At 37.9% G+C, this 23,533-nt stretch carries 25 protein-coding genes; 7 read left to right on the top strand and 18 right to left on the bottom strand.

Going from position 1 to position 23,533, the window contains the following annotated elements; translation table 11 throughout:
* The 4 genes from BFP77_RS04695 to BFP77_RS04675 form a co-directional block, all read right to left on the bottom strand.
* On the bottom strand, positions 1 to 115 hold a 115-nt coding region (locus tag BFP77_RS04695), incomplete at its 3' end, for a transposase (RefSeq protein WP_143751826.1).
* 478 nt (positions 116 to 593) lie between these two features.
* Positions 594 to 1,616 (bottom strand): hypothetical protein, encoded by a 1,023-nt coding sequence (locus BFP77_RS04685; RefSeq protein ID WP_099572908.1) that lies wholly within the window; start codon positions 1,614 to 1,616, stop codon positions 594 to 596.
* An 88-nt stretch (positions 1,617 to 1,704) separates the two neighbouring features.
* On the bottom strand, positions 1,705 to 3,120 hold the full coding sequence (locus BFP77_RS04680; protein WP_099572907.1) for a M20/M25/M40 family metallo-hydrolase: 1,416 nt from the start codon (positions 3,118 to 3,120) through the stop codon (positions 1,705 to 1,707).
* Positions 3,092 to 3,973: a PPK2 family polyphosphate kinase gene (locus tag BFP77_RS04675; RefSeq protein ID WP_099572906.1), complete on the bottom strand. Its 882-nt coding sequence runs from the start codon at positions 3,971 to 3,973 to the stop codon at positions 3,092 to 3,094. The genes BFP77_RS04680 and BFP77_RS04675 overlap by 29 nt, the downstream gene beginning before the upstream one ends.
* 195 nt (positions 3,974 to 4,168) lie before the next feature.
* Here BFP77_RS04675 and BFP77_RS04670 point away from each other — a divergent pair, with 195 nt between their 5' ends.
* Positions 4,169 to 4,864, top strand: coding sequence for a hypothetical protein (locus BFP77_RS04670; protein ID WP_099572905.1), 696 nt, complete (start codon positions 4,169 to 4,171; stop codon positions 4,862 to 4,864).
* A gap of 5 nt (positions 4,865 to 4,869) precedes the next feature.
* Here the strand turns inward: BFP77_RS04670 and BFP77_RS04665 are convergent, their stop codons facing one another.
* From BFP77_RS04665 to BFP77_RS04620, 10 genes are all read right to left on the bottom strand, one after another.
* Positions 4,870 to 6,033, bottom strand: coding sequence for a sigma-54-dependent transcriptional regulator (locus BFP77_RS04665; protein ID WP_099572904.1), 1,164 nt, complete (start codon positions 6,031 to 6,033; stop codon positions 4,870 to 4,872).
* A 9-nt stretch (positions 6,034 to 6,042) separates the two neighbouring features.
* Positions 6,043 to 6,918 (bottom strand): DUF6268 family outer membrane beta-barrel protein, encoded by an 876-nt coding sequence (locus BFP77_RS04660; RefSeq protein ID WP_143751845.1) that lies wholly within the window; start codon positions 6,916 to 6,918, stop codon positions 6,043 to 6,045.
* Complete coding sequence (locus tag BFP77_RS04655) at positions 6,897 to 7,841, bottom strand: mechanosensitive ion channel family protein (protein WP_099572902.1); 945 nt, start codon at positions 7,839 to 7,841, stop codon at positions 6,897 to 6,899. The genes BFP77_RS04660 and BFP77_RS04655 overlap by 22 nt, the downstream gene beginning before the upstream one ends.
* 2 nt (positions 7,842 to 7,843) lie before the next feature.
* The gene (locus tag BFP77_RS04650; protein ID WP_099572901.1) at positions 7,844 to 9,172 is read right to left on the bottom strand and encodes an ABC transporter permease; all 1,329 of its coding nucleotides are present in this window, start codon (positions 9,170 to 9,172) and stop codon (positions 7,844 to 7,846) included.
* The gene (locus tag BFP77_RS04645) at positions 9,165 to 10,103 is read right to left on the bottom strand and encodes an ABC transporter ATP-binding protein (protein WP_099572900.1); all 939 of its coding nucleotides are present in this window, start codon (positions 10,101 to 10,103) and stop codon (positions 9,165 to 9,167) included. Before BFP77_RS04645 ends, BFP77_RS04650 begins: the two co-directional genes overlap by 8 nt.
* Before the next feature lie 261 nt (positions 10,104 to 10,364).
* The gene (dnaJ, locus tag BFP77_RS04640; RefSeq protein WP_099572899.1) at positions 10,365 to 11,486 is read right to left on the bottom strand and encodes a molecular chaperone DnaJ; all 1,122 of its coding nucleotides are present in this window, start codon (positions 11,484 to 11,486) and stop codon (positions 10,365 to 10,367) included.
* Between the two features lie 8 nt (positions 11,487 to 11,494).
* The gene (locus tag BFP77_RS04635; protein ID WP_099572898.1) at positions 11,495 to 12,043 is read right to left on the bottom strand and encodes a nucleotide exchange factor GrpE; all 549 of its coding nucleotides are present in this window, start codon (positions 12,041 to 12,043) and stop codon (positions 11,495 to 11,497) included.
* Between the two features lie 137 nt (positions 12,044 to 12,180).
* Positions 12,181 to 13,143 (bottom strand): TIGR01777 family oxidoreductase, encoded by a 963-nt coding sequence (locus BFP77_RS04630; RefSeq protein ID WP_099572897.1) that lies wholly within the window; start codon positions 13,141 to 13,143, stop codon positions 12,181 to 12,183.
* A 106-nt stretch (positions 13,144 to 13,249) separates the two neighbouring features.
* Positions 13,250 to 13,912: a tRNA (5-methylaminomethyl-2-thiouridine)(34)-methyltransferase MnmD gene (mnmD, locus tag BFP77_RS04625; RefSeq protein WP_099572896.1), complete on the bottom strand. Its 663-nt coding sequence runs from the start codon at positions 13,910 to 13,912 to the stop codon at positions 13,250 to 13,252.
* A 1-nt stretch (position 13,913) separates the two neighbouring features.
* Positions 13,914 to 14,396, bottom strand: a complete 483-nt coding sequence (locus BFP77_RS04620; protein WP_099572910.1) for a DUF4920 domain-containing protein — start codon at positions 14,394 to 14,396, stop codon at positions 13,914 to 13,916.
* Positions 14,397 to 14,502: 106 nt separating this feature from the next.
* On the opposite strand from BFP77_RS04620, the gene BFP77_RS04615 reads away from it, so the two are divergent.
* Positions 14,503 to 15,573, top strand: coding sequence for a branched-chain amino acid aminotransferase (locus BFP77_RS04615; RefSeq protein WP_099572895.1), 1,071 nt, complete (start codon positions 14,503 to 14,505; stop codon positions 15,571 to 15,573).
* A 25-nt stretch (positions 15,574 to 15,598) separates the two neighbouring features.
* On the opposite strand, the gene BFP77_RS04610 is transcribed toward BFP77_RS04615, so the two are convergent.
* Positions 15,599 to 15,985 (bottom strand): nucleoside triphosphate pyrophosphohydrolase family protein, encoded by a 387-nt coding sequence (locus tag BFP77_RS04610; protein ID WP_099572894.1) that lies wholly within the window; start codon positions 15,983 to 15,985, stop codon positions 15,599 to 15,601.
* A gap of 550 nt (positions 15,986 to 16,535) precedes the next feature.
* Between BFP77_RS04610 and crcB the strand changes: the two genes are divergently transcribed.
* From crcB to BFP77_RS04585, 4 genes are all read left to right on the top strand, one after another.
* Positions 16,536 to 16,907 carry a fluoride efflux transporter CrcB gene (gene crcB, locus BFP77_RS04600; RefSeq protein WP_099572892.1) on the top strand — a complete coding sequence of 124 codons (372 nt, stop codon included), beginning with the start codon at positions 16,536 to 16,538 and terminating at the stop codon, positions 16,905 to 16,907.
* 290 nt (positions 16,908 to 17,197) lie between these two features.
* A complete protein-coding gene (locus BFP77_RS04595) occupies positions 17,198 to 17,536 on the top strand; it encodes a P-II family nitrogen regulator (RefSeq protein ID WP_099572891.1) in 339 nt (112 codons plus the stop codon).
* Between the two features lie 30 nt (positions 17,537 to 17,566).
* Positions 17,567 to 18,805 (top strand): ammonium transporter, encoded by a 1,239-nt coding sequence (locus tag BFP77_RS04590; protein WP_099572890.1) that lies wholly within the window; start codon positions 17,567 to 17,569, stop codon positions 18,803 to 18,805.
* 118 nt (positions 18,806 to 18,923) lie between these two features.
* Entirely contained in the window at positions 18,924 to 19,967 is a 1,044-nt protein-coding gene (locus BFP77_RS04585) for an outer membrane beta-barrel protein (protein ID WP_099572889.1), read from the top strand.
* A 63-nt stretch (positions 19,968 to 20,030) separates the two neighbouring features.
* Here the strand turns inward: BFP77_RS04585 and BFP77_RS04580 are convergent, their stop codons facing one another.
* Entirely contained in the window at positions 20,031 to 20,678 is a 648-nt protein-coding gene (locus BFP77_RS04580) for a DUF1684 domain-containing protein (protein ID WP_099572888.1), read from the bottom strand.
* Between the two features lie 88 nt (positions 20,679 to 20,766).
* On the opposite strand from BFP77_RS04580, the gene BFP77_RS04575 reads away from it, so the two are divergent.
* On the top strand, positions 20,767 to 21,504 hold the full coding sequence (locus tag BFP77_RS04575; RefSeq protein WP_099572887.1) for a DJ-1/PfpI family protein: 738 nt from the start codon (positions 20,767 to 20,769) through the stop codon (positions 21,502 to 21,504).
* Here BFP77_RS04575 and BFP77_RS04570 read toward each other — a convergent pair.
* Together BFP77_RS04570 and BFP77_RS04565 are read right to left on the bottom strand one after the other, a co-directional pair.
* Positions 21,491 to 22,903 carry an alpha/beta hydrolase gene (locus tag BFP77_RS04570; protein WP_099572886.1) on the bottom strand — a complete coding sequence of 471 codons (1,413 nt, stop codon included), beginning with the start codon at positions 22,901 to 22,903 and terminating at the stop codon, positions 21,491 to 21,493. The genes BFP77_RS04575 and BFP77_RS04570 overlap by 14 nt on opposite strands.
* A gap of 113 nt (positions 22,904 to 23,016) precedes the next feature.
* Complete coding sequence (locus BFP77_RS04565) at positions 23,017 to 23,475, bottom strand: Lrp/AsnC family transcriptional regulator (RefSeq protein ID WP_099572885.1); 459 nt, start codon at positions 23,473 to 23,475, stop codon at positions 23,017 to 23,019.
* Between the last annotated feature and the right edge of the window lie 58 nt (positions 23,476 to 23,533).

The following is a 23,533-nucleotide window of genomic DNA, read 5'->3' as shown; positions in this document are numbered from 1 at the left end:
AAAAACTTGCCGAACTGACGCCGTGCTCACGGCTGATCTGTTCGACACTCTTACCATTGTCGAACTCCTTTAAGATCTTTGCGATCTGCACGGGTGAAAATTTGCTCTTCCTCATAATACTGTTTAAAATTAAAGATTATTATTCTACTTTTAAACAGTTCGGTTTTAAGGGAAGCTTACAGATTAAAGGTATCGAATAGGAAATTCCCTCAATAATTCTATATAAATAAAAGAACGCTTCTAAGTGGTTGGTTTTTTCTACCGCAATGAGGCATTTAATTATTTCTGGTTCAATAGAGCCATAGAATTTTGAATTGAATCTGGACCGTTTAAAATATTCGTTCAAATCCTTTAATAGAACCTCATCAGGAAAATTGTTTAATACTACAGATTGATTTATTCTACTGTTAGTTGTGAAAGGAAAATTCGAATAATTTTCTCTAAACTTATAAACCTTGTTGTCATATGTATCCAAACAGTCGATAGTACCAGATATCAATCGAAATATATTTAATATTTTATTTGAACTCTCAATCTTTAAATTCTGATTCTTAGTAGTCGATTTAAAAATTGGGTCTTTGTATATATAGCGATTAATCATTGGTCAACTCGCTGAAATATTCTAATAATTCCAAACTATCAAAGTCTCTTAATTTATCGTAATTCTTGAAGTAATCATACGAAAGTTCCCTTCTTAACTTACCTAGCTTAATCTTTGATGGATTAAAATCGGAAAATGCTTGGTCGAAAATTTTTATAGCATTCTCAAATTGCTCAACTGTCAAATTCTTAATATCTGCTGAAGATGTCTTCATACCAACTGCAAAACCTACCAAATTATTAGCTTGTTTCAACCATTTTAACGATATCGGACTTTTCTGAAATTTAGCAAGGGACTTTATAACACTTTCAAAAGTTGAATCATTCTCAACTTTTTCAGCGGATACTATCTTGTTAACTATAAGTTCATCCATTTTTTCTTGAATGATCTTTTTATTATCAACCATAGGACTATTCGCCATATACGCCAGATAAGCTTGAACTAAATCTGATTTATTGAAAGAATTCATTTTAATTTTAACTGCTCTTTCTTTTTCAGTTTGAACTTCAATTCCAAGTTCTTTAAAGTCAAAAACGTTCGCCATCATTACTTCAACCTGATGCCTTGGCGTCATTGGTTTTTGTCCATTATTAAGAGTAATCATTCTATAAAGTAATTTGTCAACCGAATCACTGTACACAATGTTTAGATAAAGTTTTTTTTCTAAATCAATTCCCTTTGATTCGCTAACTCTTGAAAGCGTATTTAGCCTTTGAATACCATCTAAGACGAATGATTTCGAATAATTCTTTTCAAAAAATTTAATGATATCTTCTTTTTTAGAACTTGTGTTAATAGACTTGTCAACAAATGCAATTGTAATTGATGGCATTATACATCCATCTACTATATCTCTTTCTAATTTTTCATAGAATTTTTTATCCTGAAGTTTTCTTTGAAATTCCGTCTTACTAATTAAAGGCACCAACTTTTCAATCGCTTCTTTATAAGTTATCGAACCACTTGCCACGATTGCATTAATTACTTTATCAGAATCAATATCGTATATATTCATTTCATTTTTTTTTCAAACGTCTTAAAGCGACTATTTTAATATATTACCAAGTCTATTTCCATTCCAACAGCACTCACACAAATGTTCTTTATTTTCCTTTTGAAACATCAGTACCATAGGCATCAAAAAGATAAATAAGACTGGTCATAGCGGCGGCGCCCAGTTCCAATTCTCTTTTATTTACGTGCTCAAAAGTATCGTTCTCTGCATGGTGGTAATCAAAATACCGCTGAGAATCCGGTCGTAGTCCGGCTAAAACCATAGTTTCGTTCTTCAATGGACCAATATCCGCACCACTGCCTCCTTTGGTAAACAAGTTCGTGAGATAAGGCTCAAAAAGATGCGCCCAGGACTTTACTTGTTCAAAACTGGCATCCGTAGTATCAAATGAAAATCCCCTTGGGGTAAATCCCCCAGAATCACTCTCCAAGGCAAAAATATGGTTCTCCTTATTTGCTAGAGCTACCTCAGCATACTTCTTGCCACCTCTTAGGCCATTTTCCTCGTTCATAAAAAGAACGGCCCTAATCGTGCGCTTGGGTTGATAACCTGTTTTCTTCAAAATTCGCAAAACCTCCATACTCTGTACGCATCCGGCGCCATCATCATGCGAGCCATCACCCAAATCCCAAGAATCTAAATGACCACCCACGACCAGTATTTCGTCCGGATAGGTACTCCCCTTTATTTCTCCAATCACATTAAAGGACTGCACATCGGGAAACTGCTTGCAGTTCTGTTTAAAATAGAATAGAATTTCCGGATTCAGTTTTACCGCGGTACTCAATAGGTCGGCAGCATTGGTACTAATGGCCGCTGCAGGGATTCGTTCCGCTTCCGGCAAGTCTCCATAGCCCATACCTCCGGTATGCGGAAAATCGTCCAAACGAAGGTTCATAGAACGCACAATGACCCCAAGAGCACCGTATTTTGAAGCGGCTACGGCGCCTCTACCCCTTTGGTCTACGGCTCCGGAATACGCAGAAAAGGTATTGATCAGTTTAGCATCCATAGGACGATTGTAAAAGACAATTTTTCCTTGAATTTTTTCTCTTCCCAAAGACTCCAGTTCCTCTAGCCCTTGTACCTCTATGATTTTGGCCTTAACACCCTTTTGCGGTGTAGGTACAGAACCACCAAGTGCGGTGATAGGTACATTTGTGGTAACCCCCGGTGTGGTTTCAAAATAGGCGAATTCCGGTGTACCCCTTACCCATTTGGGCACCATTACCGGCTGTAACCATACACGGTCCAAGCCCAAGGAATCTAATTGCGATTTGGTATAGTTTACGGCTTGTTCTGCCTGTATAGAACCCGAAAGACGTCCACCAATCTGATTGGAAAGGTAATTTAACCAATCATACGCCTTTCCATCTTCCAGTGCGGTATCGTAAATTTTACGAATCTGAATCTCGTCTTTGTTCTGGGCCTGAACTGTGCCTGCTAAAAAAAGTAATAATGCCAGTAGGCCTATCTTATCTTTCACCTTGTAGTTGATTTTCATAGGTTTCTAAATTAGCCATTATTTTAGCGTCCAAGGCTGGCTCCCTGATATCTTTATATTTTTTTAACCTTTCTAACAGGATTGTAGCGACAATGACCCGAGCCGCTTTTTTATTATCGGCCGGAATGACATCCCATGGCGCGTAGGATTTAGATGTATTATTTATCGCCTCCTCATAACAAGATTGATAGGCCTCCCATAATTTTCGTTCTTTTAAATCTCCTGGAGAAAATTTCCAGTGTTTTTCCCTAATGTCCAACCTACGCAACAACCGCTGACGCTGTTCCTCTTTGGAGAGATGAAGGAAAAACTTAAAAATAATAGTACCGTTCTCGAACAAATGCCTTTCAAAATTATTGATCTGTTCAAAACGCTTGTCCCAGAATTTCTGTTGTATATCCGCAACGGAATGTATGCCAGGTATACGCTCTCCCAAAATGTACTCTGGATGTACCCTGGTCACCAATACGTTTTCGTAGTGTGTTCTATTGAATACCCCGAATTTGCCTTTGGCCGGTAACGCTATATAGTGTCTCCATAAATAATTATGGTCCAGTTCCAATTCCGTAGGCACCTTAAAACTGTGCACCTCAACACCACTGACATTGAAATCCTTAAAGACTTCACGAATAAGACTATCCTTACCGGAGGTATCCATGCCTTGCAGACAAATAAGAACGCTATACTTTCCGTGGGCATAGAGCATATCTTGAAATTCACCCAGTTCTCTCCTAGTTATCTTAAGGTCTTTTTTTAGTTGTTTATCTGAAAGTCCAAAATCTTCTCGTGTGGGAACTTCTGAAATTTTCATCGGTCCCGTGACTCTATACGCACTACTATTTATATAATCCATACCGAAATATAAAAGATTTAATTTTTGAAATAGGTTAAAAGGTCAAAAAAAGATGGTCATTAAACCCTTGAAATATACATTTCAACCAATAAACGTAAATGGCAGCCTTTCCATCGAATAAAAAGCGCTACTAGTGCCTCCCATAATTAACTTTATCCTTGTAAAAGTCCCAAATTTTACGCCAAATCTATTATAATGAACAAAACCTACATTTACTCATACGCTATTGTGGCGTTCCTCCTTTTTTCTTCTTTTAAAGGTAGTACGGAATGTGAATATGCCGGCGCCAATATTGATTTTGCAAGAACCAAAACAGAAAAAGCGATAGCGATCGATGATATCAACCAAGCGCGTTATTTGGCCTACAAAGCCTTAAATGCTATTGAAAAATCAAAAAAGCAATTGGAAATCTGTGGATGTGAGTTCGCAGAGCAAAATTTACTAGAGGGACTTAAGAATTTGAAACTGGCGACCAAAGCAACTACCCTAGATGCTACGCGGATATATTTATTACGTTCTTTAGAGAATACCATGGGTAGTCTAAACGCCTTACAGGACCATCATTTGCACAAAGTAAAATTTAACGAAAATATGGCAATCATTGATACCGTTGATACGGCCTCCAATGGCTCTGCTATAGCTAAGAAACCCGTAAAATTACTATATCAAAAGATAGACGCTTCTTTAGAAAAATATAGTGTATCCTTGAGCAAAGTTGTAGAAACGGTAAATTGTAAAGAAGCACGCGCCTTTACTTCTAGAATTATAGAACACTGTGAAAAGGAACTATTAAGGGATAACCTATCCGAAGGTAAAATATACTACAACCTTAGAACAAAAGAAATAACCCTTGCGGCGCATCGTCGTATTGGAACCTGCGCTGCCAAATGATTTCTTTATTTGCTAGCGAACAACTTTACGTCATCCTCAGAAACTTCATCACCGCCTAATATAATAAGACGTTCAACAACATTTCGTAATTCACGAATATTACCCGTCCAATCATAGGCTTTAAGAAGTTTTATGGCTTCTTTAGAGAACGATTTATCAGCTATACCCTGCTCCTCCGTTACTTTTTTTGTAAAGTGGTTGATTAATAAAGGAATGTCATCCCTTCTCTCATTTAATGCCGGGACTTTAATTAAGATAACGGCCAACCTATGATACAGGTCTTCACGGAATTTACCGTCCGCTATTTCTTGCTGTAAGTCCTTGTTAGTAGCCGCTACGACCCTAACGTCTACCTTAATATCCTTATCTGTACCCACACGAGAAATTTTACTCTCCTGTAAAGCCCTAAGTACCTTGGCTTGGGCAGATAAGCTCATATCACCGATTTCGTCCAAGAAAATGGTTCCCTTATTTGCCGCTTCAAATTTTCCCGCACGGTCTTTGACCGCAGAGGTAAATGCCCCTTTTACATGTCCAAAAAGTTCGCTTTCTATCAATTCAGAAGGTATTGCCGCACAGTTCACTTCTATAAAGGGTGCGCTACTTCTTGCACTTTTTTCATGTATCCAATGTGCAACCAGTTCCTTACCCGTTCCATTAGAACCCGTAATAAGAACCCGTGCATCTGTTGGAGCCACTTTTTCTATCATGTCCTTAATGGCTTCAATCTCTTGACTCTCGCCAACCATTTCATAGTTCTTGCTAACTTTTTTCTTTAATATTTTGTTCTCTACCACAAGTTCTTTTCTATCCAGTGCATTTCTAACAGTAGTTAGCAGTCTGTTTAAATCCGGCGGTTTAGAAATATAGTCGAAGGCTCCCAGTCTCATAGTGTTCACTGCGGTATCTAAATCTCCATGGCCAGAAATCATAATAAAAGGTATTTCCGGTTTAATTTTTCTGGCAGCCTCCAGTACCTCAACACCATCCATTTTTGGCATCTTTATATCACAGAGTACCAAGTCGTAATCGTTATTCTTTATGGTTTCCAACCCCTTGAGGCCATCTTCCGCTTCCTCTAAAACATAAGCGTTGTTCTCCTCAGATAGTATTTTAACCAATACTCTTCTAATTGCGGCCTCATCCTCTATTACCAAAATCTTTGACATATTCCTATTTTAAATTCCTATTCTAAATCCCGTCCTGAAATACAACCCGGGTCCATTATTGAGTGTAAAAATATTCTGTCGGTCACGATCCCTTAACACTCCGTTTTGCGTTATGGTATGCCCCCCTAAAAGATAAACAGAAATATCTTTAGTAAACTTATACTGATAACCAAGGGTCAATAATAATGCCGTATGTGAAATATCCGTAGATAAATTATTATTTGAAAGAAGTATATTATTCTGAATATTTACGTAATACCCGTCCAAGAAAAGCTCTGCCTGCAAAAAATGTTGTTTTTTGGTGTATAATTTGATGCCCGTTTTTGGCACACCTATGGTATAGGCCCAATTAGGCCTAAAACGCTTTTCGTAATACACAAAAGGCAGTGGCACCTGAATGGGAGAAGTAGCGCTATAGGAAAGGCCCAATACCAACCTATAGGGCTTCTCCACGTTCTTTTTTTCTTTATATCCTCCGGCGGTATAGTTAATATTAAAATCCTCTCTTTGAATTCCGTCTGTGAAAGTCGATGCCCAACGCGGTGTCACCACTCCTATAAAACGCCAATCCTCGTTCCACTTGTACACATACGCAAAATTTACGTCCAGCACGTGAAAATTACTGAGGTCGGCCGCATTTGGCAAAGTGGTTTGGGGTACGGTATAATCAAACTTGTTGTACTCCGCACCTAGAACTACAAAATCCTTCTTTTCACGTACCGGTATAGGGACATTGGCCAATAATTTTATTCTGGTGGTCCTAACATCAAAACTATTCTCTGGCATCAACATGTATTCCGCCCTAAAGACATCTGGAGTTTGAGCGATGGTAAGAGCGACAGAAAAAACAAAAAATACCAGTCCTAATCTTCGCCCATGCCCCATTCTTTATCTGTATTTTGAACATTACTATATTGAAACGGTTTTTGCTGGAAAATATGCACATCTCGCTGTGGAAAAGGTATGACCACATTATTTTTTCTAAATTCGGCATCGATTTTATACCGAATTTCACTCTTTATCCTGGGGTCCGTAAAACTATCACTAATAAAAAAGTTCAAAGAAAACAGCAATGCGGAATCCCCAAAATCTTCGAATAATACAAAAGGCTTCGGGTTTTTAAGTACTCCCCTTTGGTTTTGAACCACCTCCTCCAATATTTTGGTAACCAATTGAACATCACTTCCGTATGCGACTCCAATAGTAACATCCTCTCTAGTGGTCTTGTGGTTTTGGGTATAATTATAGACAATATCACTAATGAACTTGTGGTTGGGTATTATGATCACCTTATCGTCTCTGGTAATGGCCCTAGTGGTGCGGAGTTTAATCTCAAAAACCTTTCCTACCCGATTGTCTACTTCTACAATATCTCCTACCCTGAGCGATTTATCCAAAATAATAAATATCCCCCCAATGATATCTTGGAACAGTTCCTGCAAGGCAAGCCCTAGACCCACGAATAAAGCGGCCGAAGCCGTAATGAGTATGGTAATGTCAATGCCCGCAGTACTCATGGTAAACAGTATTACTACGATATAGACCACGTACTTGATAAACTTGAAAATACTAACAAACTTCAGTTTATCATCGTTCTCCATTTTTCGGGTAAAAAACTGGCGAATCCATCTAAGAAAAAAACTGGTGACAATAAAAGCGGCGGTTAGTAAAAGTAATAGCCCTATGGTAATGTGGATTGATTTTTCACCTTCTCCATAGTGAAACCCCAAGTTCAAAAACTCCTTAATGGTACCCCAGATATCATCCTCGATAATTTCCTTTAGTTTTTCGGTTTCCTCCTGAATCATAGTTAATACTTAAGCCATTTAAAAAGTTCCTTATAGCTTGGTTTTTTACCGTACATAAGGATTCCCACGCGGTATATTTTTGCTGCCAACCAAACGATACCAATAAAGGTAGCTATTAATATTAAAATGGATGTTATCAATTGCCAGACCGGAACACCTCCCTCACCTATACCTCCCGGTAGTCTCATTAACATCACAATAGGGGATGTAAGTGGAAAAAGGGAGAAACCCACGGCGATTGGCCCGTGCGGATTACTGAAAACCGAAAAGAAGCCAACATATATGGCCAGAATTAGAGGCAGGATTATCGGAAAAATAAATTGCTGCGTATCTGTCTCGTTATCCACGGCAGCCCCGATAGCGGCGTATATGGAACTATAAATTAAATACCCCAAAACAAAGTAGACCAGGAAGAAAGTGATTAGCATGACCCAGGGAATATCAAAAAGTTCTTGAGCATACAACTGCATGGTCATATCCGCAGATGGCATTCCTGTATCTACTCCGGTGGGGTTTAGACCTCCTCCGGAAATGGTGGCCGGGTCTATGTCAAAAATGGTCAATGCAATAACCAATAATAGCGTACCGGATACTATCCATATTCCAAACTGAGTAATGCCAGCTAAAGAAGTACCGATAATTTTACCCAACATTAACTGAAAAGGCTTAACAGAAGATATAATGACTTCTATTATTCTACTGGTTTTTTCCTCGATAACACTGCGCATTACAAAGCCTCCGTAAATAATAATGAACATCATAATAAGATATCCGAACCCACCGCCAATAACAGCTTTTATCTCATTGATGCCTTTAAGGTTCTGTTCCCCCGAGAAAGTGGAGATATTCAATTCATATGAGCTATCCATTTCTGAATATTGCTGGGCAGATATGCCAAGTTCTCGCAACCGCTCTTGCCGCAGTCTGTCCTTGAACAAGGCTTCTAATTTTTCCAAGACCGATGTACTAGGTGATTCCTTACTGTAGAAAAACGACCTTTTTGCTACCTTTTCCAAGTCAGCTTCATTGGGGAGATAGACCAAACCATAATAACCCATGTTCAAGGTAGAGTCCTTTGCTTCTTCTAAACTTATATCCTTAAATCGTACAAAGGATGTAGTATCCGTTGTTAAAAAAGAATTGGAAAAATAATCGCTCTCGTTTAAAACCGATATCACTCTTTTTTCGTTATCGTTTAATTTGGTCAGATAGGCAATAAGTAAAATCATACCGACCATAAGGATAGGACTCAAAAAAGTCATAATCACAAAGGATTTATTACGGACTTTTGCCAGATACTCTCGTTTAATGATCAACGGTAACTTATTCATGAGAAATACCTTTACTTTTTATAGTTCGTATAAATATGTCGTTTGCCGATGGTATGGTCTCCACGAAACTATTTACATTGGCTTTGTCTCCTAAATAGTGTAGCATGGGTCTTGATTCATTAGATTCTAATTGCACGGAGAAATTAAGCTGATTCTCTCCCGTATCGTATTCCGAACTTAGTATGGTAAATTTTTCCTTTAACTGGGTCAAAAAATTATCGGGATTCTCAATTTCCAAACCGACTTCAAAAATATTGTTCTTGTACGCTTTTTTAATGTCACTTAATTTACCGTCCAATATTTTTTCAGATTGATGTATAAGTGCAATATATTCGCATAATTCCTCCACAGATTCCATACGGTGGGTAGAGAATATTATCGATGTGCCTGCGTCCTTAAGCTTTAGTATTTCATCTTTTATAAGATTGGCATTAATGGGATCAAAGCCACTGAAAGGCTCGTCAAAAATCAAAAGTTTTGGCTCATGAAGTACGGTAACAATGAACTGTATTTTCTGTGCCATACCTTTGGAAAGCTCCTGGATTTTCTTGTTCCACCAATCTCCGATTTCCAGACGATCGAACCAAAATTTAAGTTTAGCCTTGGCATCTGCTTTTGACAATCCTTTGAGTTGCGCTAAGTACAAGGCTTGCTCTCCGACCTTCATACTCTTATAGAGACCGCGTTCCTCTGGCAGATAGCCTATTTGCGAAATATGTTCTGGTTTTAGGATTTCACCATCAAATAGAACCGCTCCCTTGTCTGGATAGGTAATTTGGTTAATGATACGTATTAGGGTAGTCTTACCGGCACCGTTGGGGCCTAACAATCCGTAAATACTATTATTAGGAATTTCTAAGGAGATATTCTTTAAAGCAGTATAGTTTCCGTACTGTTTGGTAACCTCTTTAGTGACCAAAATATTGTTCATGTAGGCAATTTGTCCAAAGATATTGAAATGTTTTAAAAGGCAGGGAACATGGAGGGCAACAACACAAACTTAATGCTGGTCGAATCAATTATATAAGCGCTTAGCCTTTAAAAAATAAGATAACAAACTTCCTTAAAAGCAAAACCCACCCTCAAAAGATTAAGGATGGGAAAAAAATTGCTATGAAAAAGAAAATTGATATTAGTTTCCCAATATCAAACCAAATATACGTTTTTTATTTAAAAATCAATGATTTTAGTATTAAGAGAACATATCTTTAACTTTTTCAAAAAAAGATTTATCTGATTTTTCCGGTTTAGGCTCAAAATTTTCATTGCCCTGCATACGCTGAAAAAATTCTTTTTGCTCCTTATTAAGTTCTTTGGGGGTCCAAACATTAACGTGTACCAGTAAGTCGCCACTTCCGTAACCATTAAGGCTAGAAATGCCTTTACCTCGTAATCTTAAGATTTTTCCCGACTGTATACCCGGTTCTAATTTTATTCTAACTTTCCCGCCAACGGCATCTATTTCTTTTGAGGTTCCCAATACAGCTTCAGAAATACTCACATAAAGATCATAATGTAAATTATCACCTTCTCGTTTTAGGGTATTGTGTTCTTGCGTTTCTATAGCAACCAATAAGTCTCCAGGTACACCGTTACCGGGGGCATCATTACCTTTGCCCGGAACTTTGAGCTGCATACCTTCTTCAACACCCGCTGGAATATTAATGGAAACAGTTTCCTCGGCAACTTTTAATCCCTGCGCATCTGCATCTCCGGGTTTTCCATCTAAAATCTGACCGCTACCTCCGCAAGTACTACAAGTAGCAGAGGTTTGCATGCGACCAAGGATCGTATTTTGAACTTTGGTTACCTGACCTCGACCGTTACAGGTAGTACAGGTTTTATAGGTAACCCCTTCCGCCTGTATTTTTCGTCTTACCTTAACTTTCTTCTCAACACCATTAGCGATTTCCTCCAATGAAAGTTTAACTCTAATTCTTAGGTTACTTCCTTTAGCCCTTCTTTGACCACCACCGCCAAAGCCGCTAAAACCACCGAAACCACCGCCTCCAAAGGCACTGCCAAAAATATCACCGAATTGACTGAATATATCATCCATGTTCATTCCGCCGCCACCAAAACCACCACCACCTTCAAAAGCGGCATGTCCAAACTGGTCGTAACGTGCTTTTTTATCGGCGTCACTTAATACTTCATATGCTTCGGCAGACTTTTTGAACATCTCCTCTGCCTTGGCATCACCGGGATTCTTATCAGGGTGATACTGTAGTGCCTTCTTGCGATAGGCCTTTTTAATCTCAGCAGCGGAAGCTCCCTTACTTACACCAAGAATATCGTAATAATCTTCTTTCATACCTCTCTTTATTTTCCAACAACCACTTTTGGATGGCGAATAATTCTGTCCCCAAGTTTATAGCCTTTCTCGATCACGTCAATAACTTTACCCTTCATTTTCTTATTGGGTGCAGGAATCTGCGTAATGGCTTCATGGACTTCAGCATCAAAAGTATCTCCTGAATCTACCGCTACATTTTGAAGACCTTTAGATTTTAAAGTTTCGTTCAGTTTGCCGTTGATGAGTTCAACTCCCTTGAACATTTCTTTATCCTCGGATTTGGAAAGTTCTTTTAGGGCGCGATCAAAATCATCCAATACAGGTAATAAGGATACGATAACTTCTTGGCCCGCGGTTTTAAAAAGATCCATCCGTTCTTTGGATGTGCGTTTTTTATAGTTTTCAAACTCTGCGAACAATCTCAAAAATTTATCTTTTTCCTTACCCAAGTCCTCCCTCAACTGCTCTTCCTCGCTCAATTGTTCTTGTTCTAGGGCTTCGCCTTCATTTTCAATGACTTCTTCCTCTTTGGAAACAGCATCCTCTATATCTTCAGCTTTATTTTTATCACTCATATCTATTCCTTATTTAAGACCGAATTTGAGGTGGCAAAAGTACTGCCAAATCTTTAAAAATGTCAAAATGTCACAAAGGAATATTAAAAAATCCGCCAAAAGCGGATTTCTATCTAAATATATCGGTACGCTCTTATCTATGAAGCGTATTCTTTTTCGATTGCAGTTTCTTTTTGAGCACAGAAACCATTTAGTCCATAGATATCTTCCAATGCTGAACAAATATTTCTGAAGGTAAAATTAAAGCCCTCCTCCTCTATTTTTTTGCTACTGACCCTTTGGCTGGCAAAGAGAATATAGGACATTTCCCCGAGTATAGCCTTCATTACGAACTTTGGAATATTTGGCAGAAACAGCGGTCTTTTAAGTGCCTTGGCTATTTCCCTCACTAATTTGTTATTGCTAACGGGGTTTGGAGCTACACCATTAAAAGTACCTCTAAGATTATTCTCTCCTAAGAAAAGGAACATTTTAGCCAAATCCGAAATGTGAATCCAAGATTGCCATTGGTCACCACTTCCAAAGGCAGCTCCTACATAATACTTAATGGGCTTTGCCATCTCTGGTAACGCACCACCATCATTGGACATGACCAGACCTACGCGGACCTTGGAAACACTGAGGTTCAAGACTTTAAATGCATCTATTTCTTCTTCCCACTTGGAAACTACTTCTCCAAGAAAACTGTCATCTACTTGCTCACAGTCCTCATCATAATAATTACTTTGTGAAGATGGATAAATACCTATGGCCGACGCCGATACAAAAGACGCTATAGTATCAAAGGAACCTTTTTCAATAGCCTTATAGAGGGTCCTCAAAGAATTAACCCGACTGTTCAACACTTTTTTTTTGTAGCTTGATGTCCATCTTTTGGAAATACTGGCTCCTGCTAAATTGATGATCACAGAAACTCCATTCAAACAGGCATCGTCTATCAGGTTCTTTGATGGGTCCCAATAAAAACCTTGATAATTATGTTCAGAAACTATTTTATGCTTGCTTGTAGTGAGGTAATTAACGTCATATCCTTTATCGTGACATTGACGAACGATTTCACTTCCTACTAAACCTGTTGCACCAGTTATCAATACTTTCATAACCTAAAGATATTGCATAAAAAGGAAGCTGACAGACACTTTAATTTGGATTTAACACCTTTGTTTAACCTGTGAAGAGTTCTTGTAATATAATTCAGGCTCTGGTTTAAGGCTTGAAACCTCGTAACATTTCTCTTTTACCAGGCGGACCGGGAAGTCTTTCGACCTGAAAACCGACTTCTTGCATGGCCCTCCTAACGCTACCCTTGGCTGCGTAGGTAACAAGGTATCCATTTGATTTTAAGGCATCGAACATTTTACCAAAAATTGAAACTGTCCATAGTTCTGGCTGAACTCTTGCACCAAAAGCATCAAAATAAATAAGGTTAAACAAGTTTTTAGCTTTGATATCCCTAAAATCCAATCGTTGCTTCTGCAAATGAAAATGGGGCGCAATTACTACCTCTTTATTCCATTCACTATCGTGAAACTTCTTAAAGACAGTATCCATTTCAGGAACCGCAAGGGCATCCACATAAGCCAATTGGTGAATTTCTTCCGCACTAACAGGAAAAGCCTCTACACCCGTATAATCAATATTCAGTTCATTCTTTTTACTCTCTAAGAATGTGATAAAGGCGTTTAAACCCGTTCCAAAACCAATTTCCAAGATGGCAACATCGGTCTTTTCAAAAAGGTAGAGTCCGTTTGTTATAAAAACGTGATACGCTTCCTGTATAGCACCGTGTTTAGAATGATATTGCTCATTCCAACCTTTTAACTGTATGGTCTTAGAACCATCACCGGTAGTGATTATCTCCCTTTCCAAATTATTGTTTCAACAACACACCATCAGCTTCAAAGCCAAGTGTTCTTTTAGGCGTCACAATTTTTCCAATTTCTTCATCGGAGGCGCCGCCGTCCTTAGCATAATGTCTTTGATCTTCAACATTCATTTCTTCAACAAAAGCTAAACCGTTGACTACAACATCCTTTCCTTCGATATCCGTAGGCATAAAAAATCCATAGTCCTTAAAACGGACCATAACTTCTTCACCATTTGCCATATCCAATTTCATCCAACATCCCTTGACTTTACAAACCTCTTTAACCCTAGCAGTAAACTTGGTCTGCAAGGTATCTGCGGCCGTCATAGTATGGTATGCATCCAACATATGTTTTGCCTCTTTGGTATTTTCTAGGGTAATTGCAGCACCATAGCTCTTCAAACCATTTTCGTTACCCTGAGAATCTTGTCCCACGGAAGAAAACGAGACAAATAAAACAACAAGTAAAATGTTAAAACCTTTCATATTTTGTAAAAATTGAGATTGTACTACAAAACTGGGCATTTTTGGACTTAAAAAGAAGCCTCAATCCGTATATTTAATTAATTTTATCCTTCTAATATGATTTTAAATGCATACTGAGACAAATAATATTATCGTAGAAAAAGCGGCCACCTCTAAAATTGATCAAATAGATTTTGACAATCTTGCGTTTGGATCCGTGTTTTCTGACCATATGTTGGTTTGTGATTATAAGAATGGTAAATGGGAAACTCCAAAAATTATTCCTTATCAACCTATAACATTGGACCCATCTTCAAAGATTTTCCATTATGGTCAATCCATTTTCGAAGGTATGAAAGCCTACAAGGACGAAAAAGGTGCCATCTTTTTATTCCGGCCTTTGGATAACCACAAGCGTTTAAACATTTCTGCAAAAAGATTATCCATACCAGAACTTCCTGAAGCATATTTTATGGAAGGTCTGACCAAACTATTGCAATTGGACGAAGCATTTATTCCAACAAAGGAAGGCTCATCCTTATATGTACGCCCCTTTATTTTTGCTTCTGGCAAAGGTTTTCATGCCTCACCAGCGGACGCTTATAAATTTATAATTGCCTGCGCTCCTTCCGGAGCTTACTTTTCCGGTAAGGTAAAGGTGCTCATTGAACAGACCTATTCAAGGTCTGCCAATGGAGGTGTGGGTTACGCAAAGGCAGGTGGGAATTATGCAGGACAGTTCTACCCTACCCAACTGGCCATAGAAAAAGGATACAACCAAGTAATCTGGACTGACGATACCGAACACGAGTATATAGAGGAGGCTGGTGCAATGAATATTTTCATTCGCATAAACGATACTTTGATTACCGGACCTACGAGCGACAGGATTTTAGACGGAATTACAAGAAAAAGTATTTTAAAAATTGCAGCGGACGAAGGAATTGCGACCGAGGTGAGGAAAATATCCGTAACAGAGGTAGTAGAAGCCGCCAAACAAGGCACCTTAAAAGAAATGTTCGGAGCAGGAACTGCGGCAGTGATATCTCCCATATCGGCATTTGGTTATAAGGACCAAGACTACAACCTGCCACAATTGGAGAACAGCTACGGTTCCAAGCTTAAGAAAATTATTACCGATATACAATACAACAAATCTGCGGATAAGTATGGCTGGCGATTTAAAGTGACAGCATAAAAAAAAGGGGCAGTTTGCCCCTTTTTTATTTGTTTAAAATTGCCGAGATGTCCGGTTTAAAATAATTAGGTCCCTTAAGTACTTTTCCGTCCTCTCGATATATAGGTTTACCATCGGCACCCAATTTACTCATATTGCTGCGTTGAATTTCTTCAAATACCTCCTCTATTTTATACTGCATACCGTGTTCCAAAATAGTACCACAAAGTATATATAACATATCTCCCAAGGCATCTGCGACCTCTACCAAATCGTTGTCCATAGCAGCTTCTAGGTATTCCTTGTTTTCCTCATCCATCAAATTAAAGCGTAAGAGATTTTTTTCTTTACCCAAATCCGCTTTCATTTCCTCAGAAACACCTAATCCGAAAGACTCGTGAAACTGCTGTACTGCATTAATTTTATTTTTCATCTATTACCTTGGTTTTTGACGTAGCTTTGCGTAAAAATATGAAATATGTTCAGCACGGGACAAATCGTTTTTGCAATCCTTTTTGCACTCTCTTTTATCATAATTATCGTTTTCGCCTACCGTAAAGACCTTAAATTGCATCAAAAAAATTACAAAGGTGTAAAATGGGTAGGAATATTCTTCGTAATCTTCTTGTTTACACTCTTTATTATTAAGTATTTCCTTAAAAATTAGCCAAAATTTTACGTACACCACAAAAATTGTCCTCTACACAACAAAAAACTACTTTTCCACGTATAATATACCAAATAACGTAATTTTGCGTTATTCATCTATAAGGGGCAATAAATTATGATGACATTCTTTACAATTTTTTTTATTCTGGTTGGTTTAAATGCAATCATTTTGTTGAGCAGTTTACAGAGCATAAACAAAAAGACGAAAAAACCTGCACCGAAATTTAATGATGCACCAACATCTATTATCTATCCTATAGATTTACTTAGTACTAATTACAAAAAGGCAGTTTAGTTTTTTACTTTTATAAGGTATGAAACAAATAGTGCTTGTTTTTATTGGTGGTGGTTTAGGTAGTGTACTTCGCTATTGGATTTCAAAGATTCTCAACCCTTGTTATTCAAATTTTTATTTAGGTACTTTTTTAGTGAACATCATTGGATGTTTACTCATTGGACTTTTATTAGGTATCACCATTAAGAATAACTTATTATCCCAAAACCAAACGCTCTTATTGGCCACAGGTTTTTGCGGCGGCTTTACAACTTTCTCTACTTTTGCGCTAGAAGGCCATTCCTTATTAAAGGAATCAACCCTACTTCATTTTTCAGTGTACACCATAGGTAGTATTGTAATCGGTATCCTGGCCGTCTCTTTAGGGCTTTGGATTTCCAAATTGTTATAATACTAACATTAAGCTATCATCTTTTTATATTTTGAATAATTTATATGGTTTTGCCTTTCTTTCTAATGATTCGTCAAAAAAATAAGGTTTTCTATATCTTATTTTCAATTTTCTGCTAATAATGGTTGAGCAGTATCTTCATATCCTCAAAATTTATATGATTATTTAAGCATACCTCTAATTTTTAAGGGTATAAATTATAATAAACATAAAAATACACTTAGATACCCTCAAAAAATGAGGGTGTTAATTTTTTTAACATACATTTACCGCATTAAAATTAATATAAAATGAAAAAAATCGAGGCAATTATCAGAAAATCCAAATTTGACGATGTCAAAGAGGCATTGCATCAAATCGAGGTTAATTTCTTCAGTTACTGGGATGTAACCGGAGTTGGAAATGAAAAACAGGGACATGTCTATAGAGGAATATCCTATAGTACTACAGATATACAGCGAAGATATCTTTCTATAGTAGTTTCCGATGAGTTTTTAGACAAAACGGTCAGCACTATCCTAGAATCGGCTTACTCCGGCAACGTAGGGGATGGCAAAATATTTGTTTCCGATGTCATAGAAGCCTATCGCATAAGAACGAAAGAAAGCGGTCAAGCAGGAATCAACTAACTCAGAAGCACTAACTAAAACTTTATTAAAATGGACGCAGGATTATTTACAGCGAATAATGTATGGATGATGTTGGCTACCGCATTGGTATTCTTCATGCATACTGGTTTTGCCTTTTTAGAAATTGGCTTAACAAGACAAAAGAACACGATTAACATCTTATTCAAGAATATATTTATTATTACAGGGGGTCTCTTACTTTATTATGCCTTTGGCTTTAACCTAATGTATCCGGGCTTTGAAGACGGAGATATGGGTATATTAAAATTCGCCGGCTTCGGTATTGGCGCTCCAGAAGGAGGAATGACACCAGATTATGCAGATGGTGGTTATACGTGGTGGACAGATTTCCTTTTTCAAGGAATGTTCGCAGCAACAGCGGCAACAATTGTTTCCGGTGCCGTAGCGGAACGTATTAAAATAGGTTCATTCATGATATTTACCGTATTCTATGTAGGCTTGGTATACCCAATAGTAGGCGCATGGAAATGGGGAGGTGGTTTCTTGGATTCTTGGGGATTCTATGATTTTGCAGGTTCTACTTTAGTACACTCAGTTGGCGGATGGGCCGCTCTTGTAGCCGTTGCCTTATTAGGCGCAAGAATAGGCAAATTCGGCAAAGATGGTAAGGCAAAGGCAATTCCTGGACACAATATACCTTTAGCAACTGCCGGGGTACTCATCCTTTGGTTAGGATGGTTCGGGTTTAACGGTGGTTCTGTCCTTTCTGCAGACCCTGAGTTAACTTCCCTTGTTCTTGTGACTACAAGTTTAGCAGCAGCAGCAGGTGGTTTTGGAGCTTTCATTCTTTCCACAATTCTTTACAAGAATTTAGATTTGACCATGTTCCTTAACGGTATCCTTGGTGGATTGGTCGGTATTACAGCGGGCGCGGATTTAATGTCTCCTAACGAGGCAATAGTTATTGGTTTTCTAGCTGGTATTATTATAGTACTAGGTGTTGCTTTGATAGACAAATTAAAACTAGATGACCCTGTAGGCGCAATTACCGTACACTTAATTTGTGGTATCTGGGGAACGCTTGCCGTAGGGATATTCGGTGCAAAAGCTGGCGGAGAACAATTCTTAACGCAACTTTATGGTATACTTATCATCGGAGCCTTTTGTATCATAACCTCAGGAATAATACTGGGCGTGTTAAAAGCTACTTTAGGTCTAAGAGTTTCTAAAGAAGAAGAATTGGAAGGCTTGGATATCCATGAACATGGAATGGATGCCTATTCTGACTTTAGAATGAATCAGCACTAAAATCAAAAAACGGAAAAGGAAACGGAGCGTTTTGCAGAACGCTCCGTTATATAACCTTTTCAAAAAAATTTAAATCACTCATTACAACAATCCTCAACTGGATTATAAATTCAAACTTATGAAAACGATTATTTCTACAAAATTCGTGAAAAATTTATTTCTTTTAGCATTTACTGTTTTTTCTACAGTTTCTCTTGTAGCACAAGAAGAAGAGGAAACCTCAAAATTCTCATTATCCGGAAGCATAGACACCTACTATAGAACTACTTTTAGTGACGGTGGCCAAGCTACTACGGCCACAGGTACTTCCTTTGCTAACCAAACAGGTTTCGCTTTAGGTATGGCTAATTTAATAGGTAGTTATGACATGGGAGATACCGGTGTTGTGGTAGATTTAGTTTTTGGACCTAGAGGTACGGAAGCAACTTTCGAAAACGACGTTTTAAACGGAATTATAAATCAGGCTTACGCTTATTGGAATGTTTCAGACAAAGTAACGCTTACTGCTGGTCGTTGGAATACCTTTTTGGGATATGAAGTTATTGCCCCAGCAGCAAATTTTAACTATAGCGTATCTTATTTATTTTCTAACGGGCCCTTTTCCCATTTAGGTGTTAAAGCTGATATTGCCTTATCTGATGATGTTAGTTTAATGTTAGCCGTAACGAATCCTTGGGATGTTAACGACACAAGTGCCACGGGAGAATATGGTTTCGGTACGCAATTAGGTTTCTACGGACAATATATTAACGTATACTACGACAGCGGTAGCAACGGAGGTTTAGGATTTGAAGTTGATTATACGGGTGGATTTGATGTTTCTGACAGCTTTTTCCTAGGAATCAATGCAGCTTACAATGATAATTCTGAGACTGAAACAGGTTTTTATGGTGCGGCTCTTTACCCACAAATTACGACTTCAGAAAGTTTCGCTATCGGACTAAGAGGAGAATATTTTACTGCCACAGCGGATGGATTCGATGACACGCCTGTTACAGCATTAACCCTTACCGGTAGCTTTACAAAAGACAATCTAATTTTAAAGCCAGAAATAAGACTGGATAGTTTTGGCAACGACAACGAGCCATTTATTGAAAGTAACGGTGTTGATACCTCAAGTAGCCTTTCTTCATTTGCTCTTGCGGCCATCTATTCTTTCTAAGAACAAATTACAGTGTTAATTTATAGTTTCAAACACCAAAAACCCAGCGGAGACGTTGGGTTTTTATTTTTTAAAAGCTTTAACGCCCGCCAAAATTTTAGTGTTCAGGTTGTTAACTGAAGGTACTAAAGGACATGAATATTTCTTATTATAGGCGCAATAGGGATTATATGCTTTATTAAAATCGATAACAATAGTGTTCCCGTCAGGTATTCTCAAATCCAAATACCTTCCACCGCCATAGGTTTCCTTTCCATTGGTTAGGTCGGTAAAGGGCAAGAATAGATAGTCTGTATATTTTTCTTCAAGTATTAACTCCGGATTTTGATATACTTCCAACTCATAAGTCTTTCCTTTAAGTTGAAATTCTACTATGGCATAGACCACTTCTTCAGATTTTCTATCTGTACTGGTAGGCATTAAGAAAGGTAAAGCATCTGGTGTTCTCATGAATTTTGCCTGCACCACATAATTGGTGTCGGGTTTAAAAAATTCCAAACCTTCAAAATTTTTGCGGTGCCTATCTGCTAATGGAGATACCTCCGGGTCCTTAAATTCTGCATTGAGCTCTTTTTGAAATTCTAGAATAGCGGCAAGTTTGTCGTTATCGGCGACTGCAACAACCTCTTCCTTAACATCATGATATCGTTTTTCTTGCCTACAACTTAAAATTAGTACGCATAAAACAAACCATATTCTTGAATTAAACATATATTCCGCTTTTTTTTACAAAAATACGATATCTATATTTTTCATATTTCGTATTACCATTAACTTGTGTAGCATAAAATCATACCTAATGAAAATCAATTCACTTATCCTCTTAATACTACTAATCGCTTTTGGTTGTAAGCAAGAAAAAACAGAAAATGACTCAAAAGCCGTCGCAGAACGTTTTGTGCCAGAACTTAAAGAAAATAGGTATAATGTTGCGTTCTTAATTATGGACGGTGTATACAATACGGAATTTACCGCGCCTTATGATATTTTTCAGCATACACAATATCGTGACAATATAAAGGCCATGAACACTTTTTCCGTAGCGAATACTCTTGAGCCTATCACTTCTTTTGAAGGACTTAAAATTTTACCGGATTTCGATTATACAAAAGATAGTCTACCACAAATAGACATCCTTGTAGTACCAAGCGCAGAGCATCATTTAGATACTGATTTAGAAGATGACGTTTTACTGGAATTTATCAGAAAAACCGACAAAACGGCCCTTTACGTTACTAGCCACTGCGACGGAGCGTTTGTTCTAGCAAAGGCAGGTGTCTTAAATGATGTTACCTCCACAACTTTCCCTAGTGATATTGACACCTACAGAAAGATGTTTCCTCATTTGAAAGTTAAGGACAGCGTACTGTTCGTGCACGACGGTAAATACATTACTTCAGTTGGTGGTGCAAAAAGCTTTGAAGCGGCGCTGTATTTGTGCGAAAAACTGTACGGAGAAGAAATAGCTATTTCCCTTGCAAAGGGGTTGGTCATAGATTGGGATCTAGATACCGTGCCCCATCTTAGTCTTCAATAATATCGTAACGGGCATTCTTAAGGTATTTGTCGACTATTTTGTTGAATTCTGGTGTTATTCTTAGGAGAGCGGTGTGCTCCAAATCGTATAATGCTGTTCTGTCCGTGTATCCCACCTTCAGCAACTCTTCCAAATAAAATAACGCCGTACCATAATCCTCAATTAACGAGCTATTGGAAATAACCTTCAAATACCCTTCATACTCATCAGGCTGCGTTATGGTTTTTAGCATATAGAGGAAATTCAGCGCCTGTACATCTACCACCTTATCTGAATTTACGACATCTATATTATCATCGATTAAGGCATTTACATAACCTCTTAAACGTTTTGCCATTTGATTTTGGAAAAAAATGGAACTTTTTTCCATTTTAGCCAACTCGGACATCTGGTAGTTCCACCATCCAAGGTTGTTGTAATTATACGTAATTACATCCTCTTCCAAGTAATAACCGTAATCTGCCTTTATAAAGGATTCCTTAAGAAAGTAATTATTTTGTGCTCTATTTTTGGTCTTGAACGAATTACTACGTCGTAATTGTCTGCGACTACTCTTTAGAGAATCCAGACTTAAAAAAGGACGATAGGAACGCATCATCTCATTAAGAATATGATCTGTTAATAAAGGTTTTTCATCAGTAAACATCCTATTCGCCTTTGTAAAATCGGTTTCATATGCTTTTTGAATAAAATCCATATCTTTCTCTAAATATCCTTTGGCCATTGCCGCAAGCTTTAGTTGCCGCATAGCGTTTGCCAGTTCTTCCTTTTTAGGCCATTCATGACCCACATCGGAAAAGTGAAGGTTATTGGGGAATTTGAGTTCGTTCAGAATTTTTCTAGTTTCTAACAATTCCCTATAATTATAATCCTCTCGCCCGGCTATCCCAATAAAATGAAAGGGTTTTTTGGCACTAAGAATTTCAGCATTACCAACTGCCGCGCCACATGAAACAACTCCTTTTATCTCAGAAATGAACGTAGGGACAATGGAAGCAAACCTAGCACCATCCGAAAAACCGCCGGTATAAGTCATATTTTTGCGTATGGGCAACAGCTTAGCTACGCTATTGAACATCCTACTTACAATTAAAACATTCTTTGATAGTGTTAGTGTATCACTAACATCATTAGAACTAGCCAAAATAAAACCTTCTTCCTCTGCCGCTCCCTTGAACATAGAAAGGGCTTGCTTTCCCTTACCCTCTAAATCCATCACAAAAATGATTGGCCAAGGCTTGGACGTGGTAAAATCTGTTGGAAGGTAGAGCGAAAACGTTTCGGCCAAGGTATCGTTAACCTTAATATTATCTGTTATGACACCTTTTGATATTCTCAGTTCTTGTGCAAGTACTATAAAAGGAATTATGAATAAAAGAAGCGTAATAGTTTTTTTCATACTTAAGACTTTATCAAAAATCTAGCCAAATTTTTCTTTTAAATTTAGTTATACTAATTAGTAATAGGAAAAAAATTAAATTATTCTTCGGAGAGACCACAAAAAGCCACAAGCTACTCTTTTTCAATAATCCTTTTGATTGGTGCATTTGAGATGACTTGGGACAATACAATATTGGTTCTGGTTTCCCCATATTGTATCAATTTATCTATAAATTGTTCTAAATGAAATTGATCTTGGAAGACCACCTCCATAACAATATTTTCATTACCTGTAATCCTGTAGCAATTAACCACCTCATCTAAGGTATGTACAAGCGACAAAAAAGGTTTTAATTTTCCCATAAACGCTCTAAGTGTAATAATTGCCTTGAGTTGATGCCCTGCAAGCGCATGGGACACTCTGGCGTTATATCCGACCAGTACTCCTAAATCCTCCATTTTCTTTACGCGCTCTCCCACTGCAGGGGCTGTTAAGCCAACATATCTACCGATTTTGGCAAAGGATTCCCTGGCATTCAACTGCAAACGTTGAAGTATTTTCCAATTAAGCTCATCTAGCTTTACATTCAAAACTCCACAATTAAATTAATTTGGTTTTAAAGGTAAATTTAATAAATCTCTTTCGATT

Origin of the sequence: Maribacter sp. 4U21, assembly GCF_002742365.1 — a bacterium.
Taxonomy (GTDB): domain Bacteria; phylum Bacteroidota; class Bacteroidia; order Flavobacteriales; family Flavobacteriaceae; genus Maribacter.
The sequence above is the reverse complement of the archived record's forward strand: the minus strand, read 5'-3'. Positions and strand labels throughout refer to the sequence as shown.